The sequence below is a fragment of the Microcoleus vaginatus HSN003 genome, assembly GCF_022701255.1.
GTDB classification, from domain to species: Bacteria; Cyanobacteriota; Cyanobacteriia; order Cyanobacteriales; family Microcoleaceae; genus Microcoleus; species Microcoleus vaginatus_B.
Genome location: NZ_CP031705.1, coordinates 2595814 through 2616309, shown reverse-complemented (window position 1 = coordinate 2616309; position 20496 = coordinate 2595814). Strand labels below are relative to the sequence as shown.

The window sequence follows — 20496 nt, the reverse complement described above, 5'->3', positions numbered from 1 at the left end:
AAAGGTTTGGTGAAACCCGCCCGCGATGGAAACTCGCTCTAAATTTGCGAAACTCCGATCGGTCTAACTGACCTATTCCTCTCAAAAACAGCCCTCGGTTTCAAAGCAATTCTCAGCAACAGCCACAGCGATCGCCATTCTCCGGGAGTTTCCTGCCGCTGCCACTGGCCCGGGCGACAATACAGCATTTCGATCAAACAGCGGTGCTGGCTAATGTTCAGGCGATCGAACGCAATTCGCACAGTGGGAAATTCCCCAAAACTGCACTCTTTCCCATCCCGAAAACTAGACTCCAACTGAGATTTATCGCTCACCAACTCAATTTTAGCCACAGGAATAAAACAATTCTCTTCCATAATTTTCAGAGTCGCCGAATCGCAATCAATCAAACCTTTGGCAAAACTCCCCTTAGTACCCAACTCCACAACAGACGGCGCTACCGAGTTCCTTGGCTTGACTGCCGCACTGCGAGGGCTCGCTTTTATTTTACCCTGCGATAAACTTGTCTCAAAGGCATATTTTGGCAAAATTTCTGCTGCTGTAAAACTCTCTTTACTGCCTTTATTTTTCACCGCAAAACTTGGCCACTGCGTCAAAGCAACTTCAGCGCCACTTTCCGAAATTACAGTGGTTACACCCCAAAAACTTTGACCGCCAATATTTAATTGTACAACCCTGCGTAAATTGAACCATTCGTAAATGTCCGGTTTAGGAATATCCACCAAAATTAGTAATGCAATCCCCAGCATCAGCAGGTTGTAAGCGCTCCAAATCCATCCCAAACTCATTCCTTTTGACCAATGTGCACTTTCTGATATTGACTGTACGGTGCCAAAATTTTTAACTAAATTAATGTTTAAATTGTGCCACAAACTTATTGCTGTAGCTGCAAACAAAACAATCAAAGGCCATCCCAAATTCCAGTTAAAACGAAAGCGATCGCTCGCCATTCCTTTTGGCGTCACCTGAAACCCTTTCCCAAAGGGATTCAGCATGGAACTCACCACCGTCACAGCTAAAGGAATACACTGAACGAACGAATAAACATCGGAAAGCAAAGCCGAACCCGATCTGCGGTTCAGCCAAGAAAATACAGTAAGTTGCACCAAATAGTAAGGCAGGAAAAAGTACAGCAATTCCCGCGCACTTGCCCGCAAAGGAATGATGCCGAAAAACGAATAAGCTAAAGGTATCAACAGATATAAAACCTTGGTTAAACTGGTAAACCAGTGCAGCAATCCTTCCAAATGAGACAGCCTTTGTACAAATCTGAGACCGCGAATTGTTAAAGGATTGGAATCAATAAAAAATGCCTGAAGCGTGCCTCGGGCCCAGCGTAGCCTTTGATTTAGATGAGCCTCTATATTTTCAGCCGCCAGACCAGCACTCAATTTTTCATCTAAATAAACTAAGCGATATCCGGTTGCTGACAGCCGAATTCCGGTAAAATAATCTTCGCAGATTGAATCTGTAACCAAGCCTCCCGCTGCTTCTAAAGCGCTCCGCCTAACTACAAAAGATGTACCGCAACAAACCACGCTGTCGGCGCTGTCTTTAATGATTTCAATTTGCCGATAAAAGATTTCTTCTTCCGGCGCTAGCACATTTTCTAAACCTAAATTACGGGATATGGGGTCGTGGTTGTAAAAGCTTTGCGGTGTTTGAACGAGGGCGATTTCGGGATTTTGAAAAAATCCAACTGTTCGAGTTAAAAAGTTTTTAGTAGGAATAAAATCTGCATCGAAAACTACAATTAGTTCTCCATTAGTTAGGGCTGTGGCATGATTAATGTTTCCCGCTTTGGCGTGAATATTATCGGGTCTGGTTATATACTCGCATCCCAGTTCTTTTGCCAGCAACTTGATTTCATGGCGCTTGGTATCGTCGAGCAAATATACTTTTTTGTTGGCATAATCTACAGCTTGACAGCCGATGACTGTGCGCCGTAAAATAAAAGCCGGCTCGTTGTAAGTTGGGATAAAAATATCTACGGACGGGGTGAAGTTTCCAGCTTCAACTGCAACTGCCATGCGATCGGCTTCTCGACGCCGGTCTTTCATTCTCAGCATTAAATACAGTTGAATACTGGTGTTGAAAACCAGTAGCATTTCTAGGAAAAACAGCCCCAAACTAAAGATACCGTTGAAGGGATCGGTTAAATTTAGAGTAGCGAGCGATCGCCATAAAACGTAGCGAATGGTTAAAGCCAGAACTATTGCAACTACTACAGCGCGCGACCATTTCTGCGGTTGAGGGGAAATTTTAATTGCAGCTAAAGCAACGGAGACAAGCGCGATAGTCGGCACTAACAAATACATTTTGCTCGTAGCAGGCACTTGCAGCCACACAGGCGGGTTTTGCTGCCAAGTGTTGATTGTGGCAAAAATATCGCTGACAGTACCTTCACCTGAAAACCAGGCCCCGGCGATCGCACCTGCGAAAGCAACTGCCCCCAACACGACTAGCGTTGCCCTCGGCACCCGCGAAATCCGCCAAAAGCGGCGTTTCAAGTCTTGAAGATCAAATCTTGAAGTTGTCATAAAATAATTTTAAAGTCCCGATCGTGTATGCAACAGTAACGGTTTCCTGCTGTCCACTTTTTAATTCAGTTGAAAATTCCGACACACCCCAATTACCATATTTACATTTTTTAACATTCTGCCCATTGTATGATAATTCATCTGGCTGGGTGTTGCCAAACTTCTTAGCGAGTCCAAACCTGGCACAAGATAGCAGAAGGAAGAAGGAAAAAGGCTTTAGTTATCTAGGAGAAAAGTCAGAAGCAATCTTCGGCAAGGATTTCAGCAATTAAGAACCTCCTAACTTACCTTTTGCTGACATTCCTGCAAAAGGCTTTCAAGCCTGTTCCACAATAAAAATTTTTTATTGCGGGCCGTTTCTCGGACGCCGCCCCTAAAAAGCTTATTGAAAATGCTGCCACATCTGAGTCATAAACGTCGGGTGCGCTTGCTACAGTCCAAAAAAAATTATCTTGTCTACAAACTAAATAGGATTGCTATATCAAACTATAGCAATCCAGAGAATTTAGCAATTAGACGAATTTTACATCTAACTAAAGGTAGATAAATTTTATATTAATTTAAAAAAATTACCGCTATCGCAGCACAAAAATTTAGCCATCCAAAAACTAATCAGCAATTTCTAATTGCGAGATTGCATAGCGGGCGACAGCCAAACTAACTCTGGCTTGTTCTATTTCCGACAATTGGGCCCAAGGTCTTTTAGTAGCCATGACCAATTCCCCCCCTTCCGAATCAACATCTCGCATGGCATAAGCCAAAGGACGTGCCAACACCTGCAAATCTTCCTCAGCCCACTGAGGCAAAATATCTAAGACGCACTCCACCATTTGGTCAGCTAAAGATTGATACTTAACAGTTGCGTTTTGCACGCTTTGAGCGATGCTGGCCAGAAAATCTTGAGGAACGCGAGCAAATTTTTCGCGCAAAGATTTTTGCAGAGCAGTCGCCAGCCAAACTTGTTCTAATTGCGAGAATAAAACTTGCGACTTCAGGGCAATATCGCTGTCGCTGAAGGAATCAGATAGCGCAAATTCCTGCTCTAGGGCAGCCAAATAAGATTCTGATTCAAGCTGTGCAGGATTCCAGGGATAAGCAACATCAGTCTGAACTATTGTGGCGAGAAGTTCCATCTGGGCCTGAGTTTGTGAGTCGCGAAAATATTCAGAATCAGGAGATTGGGTAGCCATGATGTAATACCTCAGGGGGAAAAGGAAAATATAGAAGGGGGACTGTGCCAAGAGCTAGTTGGGAGCTATCAGTGGTAAGTAACTCTTTTAAATTCAGATTGGAGACTCAACGCCCAGAACTTTGCTGTGCCACTCGCCGCTTGCCTTCATTAGCTACACGCGCACCTTAATTCGTTCCGCAATCAGTCTCACTGTAGCCCGAAGTTTTAGGAACCTCAATAGTGAACTCAAAAATCTGACCTTGAGAACTGCCAAATTTTAGCTGAGTCCCGCTGCGTAGCAGCAATTCTTGGTGGTGAACTCTCTGCCATCCCTGAGATCCCAAAACTAGAGTCCCGTAGCGAGAAAAATCGCGCAAGAAATAGCTAGGTTCTTCCCGGCTATCTCCGATAGTGTTTCGGCAGAAAATCTCGGCGTGTTTTTGAGAAACCCACTGTTCTCGAATCACTACGTCGTTTTCTTCCCAGCGTCCGACTCTAACCATACCTGCGCGAATCGGCCAAACCTGATTGGTCGATTCGGTAGATTTGGCATTTGGTCGATGGCGCCCCCGCAAATAAGCACAAGACGGCAACCGTCCCAGCCAAGTAGAAGAATTTAAAGGCAATTCAGTTTTTAGGTCATCTACCGGCTCAGTTAGCTGACCGTCAAACTCAGGGTGCATATACAGCACAGGCAGCGTCCAAGCCGGTTGATTGAACTTGTAGAGCGTTAATAGCTGCTGTCTGGCGACAGCGACTGCCCGATCGATCGACATCCGTCCGGCCAAAGCTTGAGCAAAAGTTTGGATAAAACTCAGGGCCTCGCGATCGGCGATCGAGTCCCGCATCCCCAACACCGCAGGCACCCCGTGATGGATCAGTACCTCAGCCAAACTGCTGCGGGCGATCGCCTGTTGCTGGCCGTTAGTTGAGTGCAACCTCTCCACCGCCGGCTGAGCTCCCCAGCAGGCATTAAACACCGCCAGAGTCACGCGGCACCGAACTAATACCTGAGCTAGTTCAGTGCCATTAATCGCCGTTTCCGGCCCCAAAAACAGCAAACCGCCGTCGGGGCCGGGGATTCCGTGGCCCGCGTAAAACAGAATGTTGTAAGCTTGCGTTTCCAGCCGAGAAATGAGTTCCGCCGGAGTAGGTTCGATCAGAGTATCGACGCGAGTCGGAACGCTGATGTCAAAATATTTGCCGCTGTCGTCGGTTTGAAAAGCACTTTCGAGAATGCCAGCTAAGGCGAGTGCTTCCTCTCCCAACTGCAAATGACCGTTATTGCTGTTGGAAAATTGAGAATTAGCACCGCGGCCGGGTTCTGCTTGTCCCAAAACTAGCAAAATGTTGAGCGACTCCGCAGGCTGCAGGGGTGGCAAAGGTTCAACATTGCTGGTAGTGCGGCTAAAAAGCAGTTGCTGCGACAGAGAAATTGCCGGTTGACCGGCTTGAGGCTGCATAATTTCCCAAGGTAAAGCAATTAAATACGGTTCGCGCAAGTCTACGCGCACTCGCAGGGGTAGATTTTGCCCGATCGCGATACCTTTACTTTCCTGGAGACTACCCTGAATCGGCCCTTCAAACAGCCACTGCCAAAGATTCATCCCCAAATGCTGCATCAGGCGGCTGCTGTAGCTTGCCGGTGGCCGAGGCGGATGCTGATCCCCTTTGTCGCCCCACCCCCGTTGACCGAGGTGGAGCGGCACAGAGGGCGTCGCTGGAGCGAGGTCTAGCGACTGAGGACTTCGTTGTTCAGTTTCTGCCAGTATATTCTGGTTGTTTTCCGGCGAGACGAAACTGCCATCAGGATTTAGGGGCAATTCGTGAATTGTCCCGGAGGGCGAAAACATTTCCTGCCAAGCTTTCCAAGATTGGGATAGGGTATCGGGCCACATACAGTCGTGGTGAACGTACCCGCTGGGATAGGGAGCTTGTAGAACCCAAGTGGCAAAATGGTTTGCCCCAGCGGTTCTCAGGCGAGCGATCGCTATACTGAGGCAAGGACTTTCAGGGCGCGCCATTCACAACTACCGACTCTGGATATAGGGTTGGATTGAGTTTCTCTATTTGTAGTTTATCGGGTTTGGGGTGCGATCGAGTGCGTGAGATTGCTGTGGGATGTTTCACTTTTACTTAGTGCCCAAAAATTTATCTATATTCGGTAAATCTACCCAAGTTCCCGTAGCATTCGACTCCTGGGTCAAATCCATCAACAACTGCGAGTAAACCCCTTCTCTGAGGGACGGTATCAACGATTTACCTGCATCTATCGCTTCTACCCACCTATCTACTACTCGAATAAACGGTGCAATTCTCCCGTCTGGATAAACTTGAGGAAACTCCAATCTTTGAGGAATTTTGATTTCAGCTAAAGGTTCTCCACCTTGGGAACCCCACAAGCGAAATCCGTGGACGTAATCTTGCTGGTTGTCGCTTCCTAACACCAACGTACCCTTACTCCCGTATATTTCCACCCAGTGTCCCCGCCCTTGATAAGTAACAGAACTCAAACAAACTTGACAAGGAGTTCCCCCGGCTAATTCCAACATCAACGTGCAAGAATCATCTGCATCAACTAATTTTAAATTTCCCCCATCATTCGGATCAGGCCGCGCCGAAATTCCTGTAATCAATTGCCCCGAAAGCCTCTGGGGCTGACCGAACAGCCAGCTAATATAATCAAAAACGTGAGAACCGGTCGCGCCCAAAACTCCGCCGCCTCGCTCTTTTTGCGCGTACCAATTCCAGGGGCGACTCGCATCAGCGCGGCTCGACACCAGCCAATCAATCTTAATTAAACGCTTTTCTCCCACATATTCTGCTGCCAATAATTCTGCTAGCATTTGCCATGCGGGGATGAAGCGAAACTCAAAGTCCATTGTGGCAATTGCTCTGGAACCACCATTTTTAAAATCGCTTTGAGATTCGTTGTTGGCCAATCGGTAAAGTTCCCGGGCTTCATTTGCTGTCAGGGCTGTGGGTTTTTCTAATAATAAATGCTTGCCTGCTTCCAAGACGGTTTTTGCCATTTCAAAATGCAAAAATGGCGGCGTGGAAATGCTGACGCCCGCTACTTCTGGGATGGCTACTATATCGGCGATCGAGTCGCAAGCGTAGGGGATATTGTGGGTAGAGGCGATCGCCTTTGCTTTGTCTAAATTCCGGTGGTAAACAGCCACAACCTCTGTCCGGTGATGGGCCTGGAATCCGGGAAGGTGCACTTTTTGACCGAAACCTGTACCGACTACTGCAACGCCAATTTTTGACATAATTTAATAATTGTTAACTGTTGACTGTTGACTGTTAACTGTTGACTGTTGACTGTTGACTGTTGTCGGTTGACTGTTGACTGTTGTCGGTTGACTGTTGTCGGTTGACTGTTGACTGTTGACTGTTGTCGGTTGACTGTTGACTGTTGTTATTTGTTAGCTGCGACCAATAACTAATGACCAATAACTAATAACGACTAATCAATGACTAATAACTCATAACTACTGACCACTGACTATTGACCCCTCACCACTGACTACTGACTAACTACCCATTCCATTACTTGTTTGCCCAAATTAACGCCGTCAAACAAGTCAATTTCTCTGATCCCTGTAGGGCTGGTGACATTAACTTCTGTGAGATAACCGCCAATGATATCAATGCCGACAAAGTACAGTCCGTCTCGTTGCAGCACTGGTTCTAACTGAGCACAAATTTGCAGTTCGCGATCGGTAATTTCTGTTTTTGCGACTCGGCCGCCGACGGCCATGTTGCCGCGAAATTCATTGCCAGTGGGAATGCGGTTGATAGCACCGATGGGCTTGCCGTTCAACAATATAATCCGTTTATCTCCCTCTTTTGCTTCCGGCAGATAAGTCTGAACCATCACTGGAATTTGCCCTTGTTGAGTGCTAATTTCGACCAGGGAGTTGAGATTGCGATCGTCGGCTTCCAAGAACAAAATCCCCTCGCCAGCTTTGCCACCCAATGGTTTAAGAACTGCCGCTCCTTTTTTCTCAACAAATTGCCGAATTACCTGTTTGTTTTGAGAAACAATTGTCTCGGGGATCGCTCCCTCAAATTGCAAAGCATACATCTTTTCATTCGCCGCCCGCAATCCTTTGGGACTGTTAACTACCAAAGTTTTCGTGGGATCGATGCCATCTAAAAGGTAAGTAGCGTAGAGGTAAGGAATGTTGACTGGGGGGTCTGTCCGCATAAATACTGCGTCCATTGCTTCCAGAGGCTGCAAAGTAGGCTGTTCTACCTGGTACCAAGCCTCAGCAGCCTCCCAGCGTCCCTCTACCACTTTTACTGGGGTGAGGGCTACCCGACTCAGCATTGCCCAGGTTTTGCCGCCGATGACGCTTAATTCGTTGGCTTGAGTCGCCCAGACTTCGTGACCCAACTCTTGAGCGGCTTCCATCAGCGCTACGCTGGTATCGTGTCCTGGAATTAGTCGCGCGAGGGGATCGATGATGAATGCAAATTTCATTGTCAGTTAAAATTAAGAATTGGTCGCCGGAAAATTTGGGCTCACTAAAAATCCCACAGGGAAGGCCTTATTTTGCTGCTAGCAGCGGATCTAGCAGGCCTTGAGTATCGAGTCTGTGGATGTCGTCGCAGCCGCCTATGTGTTGGTCGTTAATGAATATCTGGGGCAGGCTGCGCCCTCCGTTGGCTCGATCGCTCATTTGATCCCGTGCTGCTTCATCTCCGTCGATCGCGTACTCTGTAAAATCAATCCCTTTTCGCTTTAGCAGTGCTTTGGCACGAATGCAAAACGGGCACGTTCTCCAAGTGTAAATTTCTACTTTAGGGGTCATGGACGCTCAAGCAATAACAATATTTTTTAATTGTAATCTTAACCCTAGTGCGGACGGTTTTTAGTTCCTAGGCTGAAACCCTTGATTTTTCGTTGGTAGGGAACTTGCCTTGGAGCCTTGAAACCCTTATTATACGGTTGGCTATCAAAAACTGTCCGAAGGATTGATCTTAACCAATCTTATTTTAATTTTTATATTTTAATTTTTATTACATCTAGCAACCTTATCTGTTGCACCGGAGGTTATTCATGGCTGAAACCCTTACCGGGAAGTGCATTTGCCTTCTTCCTTGTTTTTACCCTGACTGAAGTCGCTATAGCTTTCTTCCTTCAACATCCGGCTCTATTTGCAGCGTACAAGCTAGGTGTGAAGTTATTTTTTATACAATTTTTTATTATTTTATATATTAAGGAAACAAATACCCACGCTTAAATAAACGGAGACATTTGGAAGGCAAACCGGTTGGTCCTCCGCCTGCCTAGCGCTGCGGACCAACCTGCTTGTTTCGTTTTCTGCACGAACAGATCATTCCTGCACCTGTCAGTAGGACTGCGAGCGCAGTACCCGGTTCAGGAATAGCAGTTGGCGTTCTCGAAGGTGGGCTTGTGTATATTGGGGGCAAACTCGGCTGGGTCCCCACTTGTGGGTCGGGTTCCGTTGGGGTTGGTGCCTCGCTGGGGACACAGGCACTAGAATAATTTCCAGGCCCACACACATCTACTTGCGCTGAAGCCGGAGGGGCGGCAGCTAGATAGTAAAACGCTGTTGCCATTGTGGCAGAGAGTCCAATTGCTAGTTTTGCCAGTGGCGTACACATAACTATTTAGTTAAACAGTGGTAAAATCGAAAAATAGAAATAGTCTTAGAGATTAGCGCTGCACGACGGGCAAGGATTTTAGAGCTCTTACCGTAAATGGATGTATTCTCTCGCGAACGTCTGTAAAAGATAGTATAGCGCTTGAGGTGATTGCCCAAACACTTTAATAATAATATTATTCTCTTTCACATTTACGTCGCGTACCGTGGTTGGCCCAGAGTGAAGCAACATCTGTTTGCCACCTCTGAACCAACAGCCGTTACAGCCATTATTACAGCCATTAACAAAGAGTGCTTTTACCTTCACAGCGGCATCGGGAAATTAATTATTTAACCGAGCGCAGAATAGAGATGGTGTATTTTACTGTGGAATGCACAATCTGACTACTCTTTTATAATCTCATAGTTCGACTAGATCTGTCCTCAGTATATGTACGTATATTCCCTAATGTCAACTCTTCAAAGGGAATATTTAAGTATTTACCGAGGGTAGAGGGCGTATTCAATGAGCTGAGCTAGTCTGTCCCGGAGAGTTTCCATCCCCAGACCTTTGGCGGCCGAAATAAATACTGCTTGAGGAAATTCTTCTCGGGCGAGGGCGAGAGTCTCTCCATCTACGGCATCGATTTTGTTAAAAACTACAAGGGCTGGTCCGGGAGTTACGGGCATATCGGTCAAAATATTCATGACCGATCGAATTTGGCTCTGCCACGCAGGATGGGAGAGATCGACCAGGTGCAGCAAAGCATCGGCGTCAGTGACTTCTTCGAGGGTAGCCCGAAAAGCGTCGATCAAGGCGGGGGGCAGTTCGCGAATAAAACCCACTGTATCTGTGAGGACGATCGACAGAGGCTCTCCGGTCACACTGCCAGGAATGGTCAACCGTCGGGTTGTGGGGTCGAGGGTGGCAAATAACTGGTCGGCGGCGTAGACCTCGGAATTGGTGAGCAGGTTGAGCAGAGTCGATTTACCGGCGTTGGTGTAGCCGACGATCGCCACTGAGGGTACCTCGTGATGATGCCGATTCTGCCGTAGCCGGAAGCGGTGCGCCAGCAGTTGATTTACTTCTTGCTGCAATCGAGAAATGCGTTTGGCGATCGTCCGCCGTTCGGTTTCGAGTTTGGTTTCCCCAGGACCTCTGGTACCAATACCAGCACCCTGTCTCGACATTGCCTGACCGATCCCTCTGAGCCGGGGCAGGGCGTACTCTAGCTGAGCGAGTTCGACTTGCAATTTACCCTCGCTCGTTCGAGCTCTTTGGGCAAAGATGTCGAGAATTACCTCTGTTCGATCGACGACCCGGATACCTATCTGAGTTTCCAAGTTCCGTATTTGTGCGGAGCCCAGGTCGCGATCGAATACCACGAGGTTAGCGCTAACCGTCTGAGCGGCGAGGGAAATTTCCTGAACTTTGCCTTCGCCGACGACTGTCTGCGGATGGGGGCGCGATCGTTTTTGGCGCACTGTTTGCAGCACCTGACCGCCAGCGCTTTCAACCAGCCGCGTGATTTCTGCCAGCCCGTCCTCAAACTCCAACTGAGTCATGTGCTGAGTCATTACACCCACCAGCAGCACTTTGTCTTGGTCTGCATCGACTTGCTTAGCAACAAACTCTGCTTCAAACTCTGCTTCGAGTCCTTCCACCAAATCCAGAAAGTCTTGGTTGGCGAGTTCGTCCAAATTCAGCGGTTCTGATATTTTCCAGGGAAAGTGTGGAGTTTTGATTAGTGACTTTTCAATTGAAGGCTCTTCTATTTCATCAGTTGAATCTGGTTCTAACTGAGCGCTCAAAACAGAGAACTCAAAATTTGGCTGGTCTCCCTGGGGTATCAGGTGAGCGAGATAAGTTTCTTGGATGTAACCAGTCCCGCCGCCGCCGCGGCGCTGAAATCCTCCGCCGGTCAGTGTCAGCCAAACCAGGGCATCCAGGCGCTGAATTGCCATTGCTGTGAGGGCTGCTTCGCTTGGGGTTTCTGGCTTCAGGTGGGTGGCGATGCAGCGAATGCCGCTGAGGCGACCTCCCCCGTAGCGGGGCAATTCTAGGGGCGCAATCTGCGTTTGGCGGGGTGAACCCACCCCGACGCGAATTACTTGTCCGCGACGGTTGATGTAGGTGCAGATTGGTTTGTCTATTTCCGTGCTGATGGCCGCGACGCGCTGGGCGAAGTCTGCAGTGGTGATGCGATCGCCCGGTAGTCGCTGATGGTAAAGCTTTTCGAGTTGCTTGAGCTGGCTGGACTTTAAACCTTGAAGATGGCCGTAGATGGTTTCGATAACTGTTTCTCCCGATCGCTCTGTTTATCTCCTATTTTAGTTAACTCAAGGGCGATCGTGTTCGGGTTTTAAGTTCAAATTTACTAAATTTTCTTGCCTCTAGCAGAGCGCGGCTTCAGTATTGTCGAGTCACCAGCGCCGTTGTTTGTGGCTACGGGGCGATCGAGCCTTTCACAGCGGCCATCTCAACTTGCAGTTGTATTTAGTATCTACAGATACAGGCGATCGCGGAAAAATCTCGCGCAACAAAACTTAACACTTTATTTTTTGTTTCAAAATCCTCCTTTAGACTTGTGTGTATCTTGAGCCTAGAGACAGATAGCAAAGCAGAAATTAGGTCGCTACCATGAGAAGCGAACATTGTTAAGGAATGTAAAAACATGGAAACTCGTCCTACTAACTTGCCTCCTACAGCTAATGCTTACAACGGCAAAGATCGGAATGCCTTTTTGTTTGGCTTCAACCCGCAAGCAGAACTTTGGAACGGTCGCTTAGCGATGATCGGTTTCTTAGCTTATTTGCTTTGGGATGCCGCTGGATATAGCGTTCTACGTGACATACTTCACTTTCTGCCTACCTACATTGCTCACTAATGAGTAGCACTCTTTCCTGTCTGGCAGCGTGACTAAATGCCGCCACTGCCAGACAGGCTAAAAGTTACAAATGGCAGCGAGTATGGTTTTGTCCCTTTGTATCTTTCGTTACTTTTGAATGGCATTAAAAGACTTCTTGCTGTGATTCCATGATTATGGGTGGGGGCGATGTCGCTGGCGTGGTGAATATTCCTACGGATAGATATTTATTACGTAAAGGCGCTCGCTCCTGCTATTATATTGGTGGAAAGAAATCTCATCGAGCATTTCTGATAGTTTATGAAAAAGTAGGAGCATCAACAATGATTAACTCAAATTTACTGGCAGTAGTAGCATCGACTGTGACTGACACAGCATCAGGAAATTGGCAAAAGCCTTTGGTGATGTTTGTTTGCAATATCTTAGCATTGCTAGTTCTCAGCCGCAGAATTTGGTATCCCCACGTCGGACCGAAAATGCCTTTGCCCTTCCCCTCTCTGTTCAATAATGTAAGCGTACCGGCATTTCTGGCTTGCATGAGCGCAGGTCATTTGCTGGGAACATTCATGATTTTGAGCCTCCACATCGACAAGTATTTTTAGGATAAATTGCGTCGCTTTTGGGGTGATTTATTATTGCTACAATTTGTAGTAAGCTAAAAAGCGCCCAAAAAATGAATGGCAGGGGTAAGTGAAAAGCACTCACCCCTAATTTTAATTTTTGCGTTCCAGTGACGCAGAAATCGTTTTTTTTTACCATGCACCTACAACTAACCGGACTTACAGCGGTTCCCGCTGTTATGAGGTACAAAAGCCAAGATTAATTCGACTGAATTTGCGAATTCAAAACCTTAGAAATTCGATCGCGCGTTTCCTCCAAATGAGCCCGCGTATAAGCATCCGCATTCCGATCCAAATTCCGAATACTCTTGCTCAAACCCTCCCGCAACTGCCGCAACTCGTACCAAGCCAAACTTCGCGCATCCTCTGGAACACTCGTTTTTCGCAGCACCATTCCAATCAAAATCGCTAAATGTTCCCGTTGCAAAGAACGGCGAAAGTTTGAAATTTGCATCTTCTTTTCCGGCTGCAAAACCTCTTCCCAGATATCCTTTTGTACAGTATCCAACACTTCCGGCAACCTCAAAGCAGTTTCCGGCGCTGATTTTAACTCGGCATCCCGCAGCCTCGCCAAGCGCATCGGAGATAGCAAAACCCGCAACACAAACCGCTGCAAAAAAGTAATTCGATCGCCGATCGGGTAATCTAGAGGAAACACCAAAGCCGGACTTCCCCAGTGCTCCCAGCGCGAAGGCGCCAATTTGTTGAGCAACTCCGGTGCAAAACTAAACGCATCCGGCGCAAAAACGTACTTTTCTAATGTTGCTAAAGCTTCTCGCTGCTGAGAAAGTTCGATCGGCACAAACGGCAACTTCGCATTAGTATCGCCAGGGCGAACCCGATTAAACGACTGTCCCCCCACATACAAAGTCGCATTCATCACCTGGTTGACATAATACCCGAACACCGAATCAAACATCACCCGCAGTTCGTTATAACCGTCTTCCCCAACCGGAATCCGCTTTTCCAAACGCTTCCACATCGCCCTAGCATTATCCAATTGCCATTGCGAATACTTCAGCATATTGGCGCTGAGATCGAAAGTATTCGCAGCCGGATCGAGAATATCCACAGAATCCTCATCCGGCGCGTAAGCTAATTGCTGTTGGGCACCGCGACTGGCAATTTGTTGCAGCGCTGGTAAGTCGCTGTTGGGGTTTACCCCGCCAATCACCTTGTAACCATACTCGATCGCCCAATCGTCATAAGGCCCTACAATCGTTGGATAATAGTCGCCCTGCACAGTTCCCTGCGGTGCCAAATTAATCGGCACATAATCCATAACCGACGCTACCAAACCTTGGGTGCGAGTTACCTGAGTATTGTTCAACTCCTCAGGTTGCAGCATCGTACTCCCGTGAAAATTGTGCCTTAAACCGAGAGTGTGACCGACTTCGTGGGCTGTCAAATATCGGATATATTGATTGACATAATTGTCAATTGCCGGACTGCTAGGCGCTGCCTTTTCCAACAGATCCATCGACATTGCCCCCATCGCAAACTGGCGGCTCGATTCCAACCCAAAACACATATCCGAACTCAACATCAAGCGCGATAAAGGCGAGCGCTTTTGCTCTTGATATCTTTCTACCAAAGTCGGCAAATCATCAGCAATTCCACCTTGAGCATTTTCGCCGCTGCTTTTTCCTAAATCCCCATTTTCTAGCACATTCAAATAGCGAGAATACATCCCAAACTGACAGGGATTGGTATTAGAACCGTTTCGCCCTTGAAAACTCTTAGATAGCGATTTATTTTGTTCTGCCAAAGACCCATAACCCTGTTTGATTTCCCGGACAACATTAGCATCCAAGAGAATGTCAGCATCCAAAATTTCCCCCGTCAGCGGGTTAGTGCGAGAGGGCCCGATGCCGGCAAACTGAGGCTCAAAAGAACTCGACCACCGGATAGTATTGTAGCGAACGTCAGCCGGGTCCCATTTAGCATTGTCCGGCATTTGTTTTACCTGAATTGCCTCAGTAAAACCTGCCTTTTCAAAAGCTTTGTTCCACTCCAAAACGCCCTCGCGAATTGCGTTTCGGTATTCGGGAGGCACATTATTTTCAATCCAAAAGACGATCGGCTGTACCGGAGGCGACATCGGCGCTGTCGGGATTTGCTTTTGCAAATGCCAGCGATTGATATAGCGCACAAAAGGCTCCCGGCTGCTCTTGTCAGAAAAGTCCTTATAGGCTGTGAGAAAATAGCCCACTCGCTCGTCCGCCAGTCTGGGGCGGTAGCCGTTATTTAGCGGCACTTCCGAGAAACTGTAGTGAATGCGGAGGTTAAAAGCCCGACTGTCAGGAACCGAAGGCAAATAGTTAACCGCACTGTCGTTATCGCTAGAAAAACCATAGACAGAAGCAATCTCCACATTCAGTGGAAACGCTTTAACATCTTTAAAAGAAGACGTATCTGCATCGATCGAGTAAGAAGAACCCAAAAGCATCGGCAAAATCGCTTTTACCCCTGGTAAATCGCGTTTTTCGCTCATCAGCAAATCTCCTAAATCGATTAGCAGAGTTTGTCTTTGCGGATGAATGCTTTTGAGAGGCAAAGAATAGAGAATCGACTCGCTAAATCCCCGTTCTACCGAACCTGCTTGCGGGTCGCCCGGACTTGTGCGAAAATTTATATTTGGTATCACAAACTGCACGTTATTTTGGACGCGCCGCAGTTGAAACAAGAAATCACCGATCGGCATTCCGCTCAAAATGCCGGCTTCCCCCAAACCCGATGCCAATGTCACAAAGCACAGGAACTTTTTGTTGAGTTGTTGCGGCTTAATTTCCAGATATACTTTATTAGTTGCTTGATTGCGGTAAAGGGTAAATAGTCCCTCTAACTTTTGCGCGTCTTTGACAACCTCTTCAAAGGGTGCCATAGTTTGCTGTTCGCTACTTTGTTCGTTTCTGGGCGGCGGAGATGATAAAGCCAAAGGTAAAAATAAACCTTTATACAAACTCCAACAGAAAAATGCTAAAGATAATATAAAAAATATCAAAGGCAGATTTTTTCTAGGATTTTTTATCTGTGTATTTTTGCTATTTTCAGGAAATATCAATCTTTTCATTTTCAGTATTTAGCCGCCGGAAAGAATAGTTTTGAGATAGTCGCGCCGCACTCGCAACGTTGGGAGCATTTAACTTCTAAAATAACTCAAAACTCAAAAATTAGAACTATTGTTTCGCCGGCCAGGGAATCATGGGATCTTGAGCCAACCGCTTAGAAACTTCAACAGCACCGTAACGGTTGAGGTGGCTGGGGTCGGAAAAAGATTCCCGCGCCTGGGGCCACAATAAACTATTATCTAGGAAAATTAGTCCGCTTTGAGCTGCTAATTCTTGCATATATTGCCGGAATTCTTGTTCGTAACCTGTCCGCACCGGGTCTAAATAATCTTCAGTCAGAGGCATATTCACAAACACGAGATTGATGTTGCGAACTTTGGTAAATTCGATCAGATTTTTCAGTGCTAGAGCTTGTTCGCCTATCAATTTAAAATTTTGATAGTCGGAGTCGTAATAACCAGATACTTTCGGGTGCTTCTGAAAGTAAGTCTCGGGATTGAAGCGTATATCGATCGGCAAAAAGCCATTTGGTTGATACTCGCTGACTGGTTTACTCATAGCAGTGGGCTGAACGTTGTCAGTTGTTTGTTCACCCAGGGCTGCGGTTTGGGGGCTGTCGGTTGCCACAGGGGCTGAAGGATTAACGATCGATCGCAAAAACCCTTTGAGTTGATCGCGCTTTTTGTAAATTGCAGAACCCTCAACCAACTTTTGACTCACCAATTGCTGAACGTTAGCTTGAGTTTGTCCCAAATTGTTCACCAATTCAGTGGCAGTCGCCACCGGATTGTTGGCGCTTTCCTTCGATGTTTCGGATTCTAATTGATTGGTGCGGATCAGAAAACTACCCCGACTCAATTGCCTGTAACCTTCCGAAGAAGCGATCGCACTAAAAGTCAAATCCGGCCGCCCGCTGTTGAGAGCCCTCGCCCCGTCAGCCAACACCAGCAATTTCGGCAGTTGTTGCGGAGGCAAAATCCGGCGGATAATCGAATCTACAACCTGGAGAGTAGCTCCATTCACCCCAAAATTGTAAGCCCTCAGCCCCGGGTAGCCCGAAGCTGCCAAAGCGCTTTCCAACACCGCCGGGTCAATTCCCCGCAGCGCCCTCGAACTACCGACAATTAAAATATCCGGCGGTTTTTTGTGAAGGTGAATGTACTCTTGATAGCGTGCTATCTGATCGTCAAGCTGCTCGCTCCTCAAAGTTGGGAACACCGGAGGAGCAGAAACATCAACTACAGGAACGCTAGTATTTCCCGGTTTCGTAAACCCAGAGCCATTAAAAGCTTCTTCCCGGTTGGCTTCTGGCGACGGCGACAACGGAGTTTGAGGCAAATTCACCTCATCAGCAGGGGGAACGGGGTTCGGGGTTTCCTTCGGCAGTCGGGCTGTAACGTCGTCCACAGCCTTGGGAGAGGGATTTTGACAATTTGGGCCACTGCAAACTTCCGAGGCGCTAGGAGCTTGAGTGACCGCCACAGATTGCATAAATAGACCGAGGAGCCAATCGGTATTGAAAGTCACCAGACAGCCAGCGATCGCCCAAATCAAAGCCATTCGCGCCGCGCGATCGGCTCTCACGCCACCGGGCGCAGCAGCATTCGTTGACAAACCATCGTTGGGAACAAACAAACCCGAAGCGACAAGCGGTTGCACCGCAGCTTGAACTAACTTCTCGCCCAGATTGTATCCGGGGAGTCGGATTTGGAAGCGGGGCCGCCAGGAGTTGGGCGTCGGAGCATCGAACACCAAATTGTCGCCCAAACCCGAAAAACTCCCATCCTCCGCCGGCGCAAACTCCGGCACCGGTTCCTTTTCCAACACAGCCACTTGCGAGGGAACCGGTGCGGGTGCCACCGCTGATTCCTCGTCAACAACCGTTCTGAGGTCGATTGCGTAGCGCCACAGGGGCAGTTTCTGGCCGGCGCGGCGTCCGTAGACTCGCACCCCTGCCACTCCCGGAATTTGTAAGTGCCGCAAAAATTTCGCCACCGGCGGGCCTACCTTCGACTGAGAAGGGCAAGTCAGAGCTTCTGTCATGACGTGCAGCACGTTGGCTTTTTGCAGCACGACAGCCCGAATCCCTCCTGTTTCCAGCTTGCGTCTGAGATTGGGGTTGAGCAACCTGTTCAATAAAAAAGTCAGAGCCAATTGGTCGCCCTCGACTGCCAGCGTTCTAGCGTTTGCAGCCAAGTCGGGGTGGTGGGCGGCAGGCAAGTCCACCCAGTCTATCCACACGGGGGACTCCGGCGCGGCCTGAGAGTCCTTGGCTGGTTCTACGCCGTAGATAGTAGCTGCGCGGATGCCTTGGGGCGCAAAGGAGGCTAACAAAGGGGCGATCGCGTCGGTGGTTTGCTGCTTGTCGGGGTATTCTTGCCGTTTAGGCTTTTGTCCTTTTTTGGCAGTTTTGCTGCAAAACAGGTGGAGGGTTGCTTCTTTGAGGGTAGCCCGCACTTCGACTCTCGATGCCGCCAAGTGTTGGTTTAGCAGTTTGGCGATCGACTGTACGTCTCCCCACCTGGCCCATTCCTTGAGAATTTTGTCCGGCGAAGTCAAATCCACTCGCAGCAGCCAGTCCGGCTTCGCTTCGCCGCTCACTTGGCTGGCGATCACGGCTTCCCGCAAATCCTCTAGTTGCAGTTTCCGCAGCCTGCCGGCGATGGGTTCTGCCAGCAATGAGGGGTCGGGGCTGTAAGCTGACTCGCACAGCACCAGCAGTCGGCGTTCCTTGGGCTTGATATTTTCCGACCCATTGATCGGCAGGGTTTCTGGGCTGGTTTTGAGTTCTTTTTCCCGAATGCTGACTTTCACCGAAACTCCCATCGGCCCGAGGATTTCGCTGAGATAGCTGGCGATCGCATCTGGATAGCCTCGGCGCGCCAACGTTTCCGGCGAAACCCTCAATGTTCCATCGCGATCGCCCTCGCCTGAGTCAGCTTGCGGGGATTGAATCAAAGCCACCGCGCCACGGTTCGCTTTCTGCTGCGGGGGAACGGCGGAACCGACAACTTCCCGCGTCGCAGCAGCCGAAGTGTCGATCGTCACGGGGGAAGTTTCAAAAACTTCTGGGTATTCAATGCGGGAGGCGATGGGTAGACTTTCGGCGTCAAAATCCAGTTCTTCCCGTACTTGTGGCGGGTGGGCGGATGTTTCTACCTGTTTGGGTGTCTGTTGGAGTTTGTGGTTGTCATTCTTAAATTTGCCGAAAAATCCGCCTCTTTTAGGGCTTGCTGGCGGTTCGTCGGGGGAACTCGCTGGCAGCGGCGCTTGGGCAACTTCTGGTTCCGGTGGCTGTGGCTGTTGCTGTTGCTGTCGCTTGGGACTGCTGCAATCGAGCCGGACTGTCCAGTCATTTTGTCGGGAACCGAGTTTTCGGCCACACAGAAACAACTGGTAAATTTTAGGTCGATCGGGCAGCAGTCGCGTTAAATCAGTGTGTTCGAGGGCATTGGTAAATCTCGCCGTCACCAATTCTTGAGACGGACACTGCGCTGCTTCACACAAAATGTGCAGGTGATTTCCCCGCAAACGCGCTTGTACTTGAACTTCGGGAAGCCCTAAAGCTTCTTGTGCCCACTGCGACGCGCTCGATCGATTGTCTGCCAATATGCTCCCGTTCGCATTCAACATGAAACTCTAAATTTTGCCAAAGCTGGTTTTGTTTTCTAGAAATAGCACAGTTACAAATTTTACCGACAATTATTTTATTTGCCGAGCCTAACCGTTTTGTCTGGTTTAAGCCATGCTGGACTTAGTGTCTGGCTTTGTATCCCCTCAGCTTCGAGCCGTTGGGGAATATTTTTTTGATAATACCTCGACATTTTGGCACAGATAAGTCCAAATTAAGCCAAGCAACAAGTTATTCGTAATTAGTCATATCGTTTCTGTTTGCATCCGAATAATAATTAGATTTCTCTCATAATTCTTGTGGAACAGGCATTTTGCCTGTTCAAGACTGGCTTTTCGGGAAATGTCTATTATTTTCTGACTGTAGTGCTGTGGTTTCGCTGAGCTACGCGGAGACAGTCGCACGATCGCTCTCCTTCGGGGAGCATCCCGATTTTATACAAACCGTTTTTTCCGAGTGGGAGCTTAATATCTGGCGAGAAGATATTTATAGATTTGGCTACGCGGGGACGATCGCTTGCAAGATATCATTCGGATGTCACCGGATTTAATCTCAGAAGTCATTAGTCAGAAAGCAGCGGTCAAGATGATTGTTTGCCTTGTAAACTGAGGATTACGGATTGACACAGGAGAAATTTATGCCGTCGGAAAACCAAGACTTGCCCAAAAATCAAACACCTAACAGTCCAAAGTTGCCAGTTCCCTCAGATATTTTGTTGAGCTTGGTCGCTTTACCTATGCTGGGCGGGTTGGTGGTGGCTAAAGCTGCTGCTGAGTTTGTTGCGTCGATCGGCGTTGAAAGCGAAGAAGTCTTTCGGGGTTCGCGCCTTCCCGTACTCAACTTTCCTCAATCACAGGAATAGAAGGCCCAAGTCCGGATGCTGCAGCTAGAAGTTAATTTTTTTGACCCCGCCCAAAAATGGATACTAGCCCCCGACTCCTGTCGGGGAGAGAGAAAAATTTTCGACCCGAGTTCAACTTC

Annotated in this window: 15 protein-coding genes; 6 read left to right on the top strand and 9 right to left on the bottom strand. The window is 48.2% G+C overall.

What is annotated here, in order from left to right; genetic code table 11:
• Nucleotides 1-38: 38 nt before the first annotated feature.
• Nucleotides 39-2540 (bottom strand): glycosyltransferase family 2 protein, encoded by a 2502-nt coding sequence (locus D0A37_RS11300; protein ID WP_242724172.1) that lies wholly within the window; start codon nucleotides 2538-2540, stop codon nucleotides 39-41.
• A gap of 125 nt (nucleotides 2541-2665) precedes the next feature.
• Between D0A37_RS11300 and D0A37_RS11295 the strand changes: the two genes are divergently transcribed.
• Entirely contained in the window at nucleotides 2666-2812 is a 147-nt protein-coding gene (locus tag D0A37_RS11295; protein ID WP_242724167.1) for a hypothetical protein, read from the top strand.
• A gap of 336 nt (nucleotides 2813-3148) precedes the next feature.
• Here the strand turns inward: D0A37_RS11295 and D0A37_RS11290 are convergent, their stop codons facing one another.
• The 6 genes from D0A37_RS11290 to hflX form a co-directional block, all read right to left on the bottom strand.
• Complete coding sequence (locus tag D0A37_RS11290) at nucleotides 3149-3730, bottom strand: hypothetical protein (protein ID WP_242724166.1); 582 nt, start codon at nucleotides 3728-3730, stop codon at nucleotides 3149-3151.
• 166 nt (nucleotides 3731-3896) lie between these two features.
• Nucleotides 3897-5735 carry a CHAT domain-containing protein gene (locus D0A37_RS11285; RefSeq protein ID WP_242724163.1) on the bottom strand — a complete coding sequence of 613 codons (1839 nt, stop codon included), beginning with the start codon at nucleotides 5733-5735 and terminating at the stop codon, nucleotides 3897-3899.
• A 108-nt stretch (nucleotides 5736-5843) separates the two neighbouring features.
• Nucleotides 5844-6983, bottom strand: coding sequence for a Gfo/Idh/MocA family protein (locus D0A37_RS11280; RefSeq protein ID WP_242724161.1), 1140 nt, complete (start codon nucleotides 6981-6983; stop codon nucleotides 5844-5846).
• Nucleotides 6984-7240: 257 nt separating this feature from the next.
• Nucleotides 7241-8200 carry a glutathione synthase gene (gene gshB / locus D0A37_RS11275; protein ID WP_242724154.1) on the bottom strand — a complete coding sequence of 320 codons (960 nt, stop codon included), beginning with the start codon at nucleotides 8198-8200 and terminating at the stop codon, nucleotides 7241-7243.
• Between the two features lie 67 nt (nucleotides 8201-8267).
• The gene (gene grxC / locus D0A37_RS11270; RefSeq protein ID WP_242724151.1) at nucleotides 8268-8531 is read right to left on the bottom strand and encodes a glutaredoxin 3; all 264 of its coding nucleotides are present in this window, start codon (nucleotides 8529-8531) and stop codon (nucleotides 8268-8270) included.
• A gap of 1296 nt (nucleotides 8532-9827) precedes the next feature.
• On the bottom strand, nucleotides 9828-11423 hold the full coding sequence (hflX, locus tag D0A37_RS11265) for a GTPase HflX (protein ID WP_242724147.1): 1596 nt from the start codon (nucleotides 11421-11423) through the stop codon (nucleotides 9828-9830).
• A gap of 291 nt (nucleotides 11424-11714) precedes the next feature.
• Between hflX and D0A37_RS11260 the strand changes: the two genes are divergently transcribed.
• The 3 genes from D0A37_RS11260 (at nucleotide 11715) to D0A37_RS11250 (ending at nucleotide 12795) form a co-directional block, all read left to right on the top strand.
• Nucleotides 11715-11927, top strand: coding sequence for a hypothetical protein (locus D0A37_RS11260; protein WP_242724140.1), 213 nt, complete (start codon nucleotides 11715-11717; stop codon nucleotides 11925-11927).
• A 74-nt stretch (nucleotides 11928-12001) separates the two neighbouring features.
• A complete protein-coding gene (locus D0A37_RS11255; protein WP_006634547.1) occupies nucleotides 12002-12214 on the top strand; it encodes a chlorophyll a/b-binding protein in 213 nt (70 codons plus the stop codon).
• A gap of 302 nt (nucleotides 12215-12516) precedes the next feature.
• Nucleotides 12517-12795 (top strand): photosystem I reaction center subunit PsaK, encoded by a 279-nt coding sequence (locus D0A37_RS11250; protein ID WP_242724138.1) that lies wholly within the window; start codon nucleotides 12517-12519, stop codon nucleotides 12793-12795.
• 217 nt (nucleotides 12796-13012) lie between these two features.
• On the opposite strand, the gene D0A37_RS11245 is transcribed toward D0A37_RS11250, so the two are convergent.
• Nucleotides 13013-15886, bottom strand: coding sequence for a zinc-dependent metalloprotease (locus D0A37_RS11245; RefSeq protein WP_445242519.1), 2874 nt, complete (start codon nucleotides 15884-15886; stop codon nucleotides 13013-13015).
• A 106-nt stretch (nucleotides 15887-15992) separates the two neighbouring features.
• A complete protein-coding gene (locus tag D0A37_RS11240; RefSeq protein ID WP_242724132.1) occupies nucleotides 15993-19517 on the bottom strand; it encodes a hypothetical protein in 3525 nt (1174 codons plus the stop codon).
• Between the two features lie 311 nt (nucleotides 19518-19828).
• On the opposite strand from D0A37_RS11240, the gene D0A37_RS11235 reads away from it, so the two are divergent.
• Both D0A37_RS11235 and D0A37_RS11230 read left to right on the top strand, forming a co-directional pair.
• Nucleotides 19829-20065 carry a hypothetical protein gene (locus D0A37_RS11235; protein ID WP_242724129.1) on the top strand — a complete coding sequence of 79 codons (237 nt, stop codon included), beginning with the start codon at nucleotides 19829-19831 and terminating at the stop codon, nucleotides 20063-20065.
• Between the two features lie 87 nt (nucleotides 20066-20152).
• Entirely contained in the window at nucleotides 20153-20377 is a 225-nt protein-coding gene (locus D0A37_RS11230) for a hypothetical protein (protein WP_242724127.1), read from the top strand.
• The last annotated feature ends 119 nt before the right edge of the window (nucleotides 20378-20496 follow it).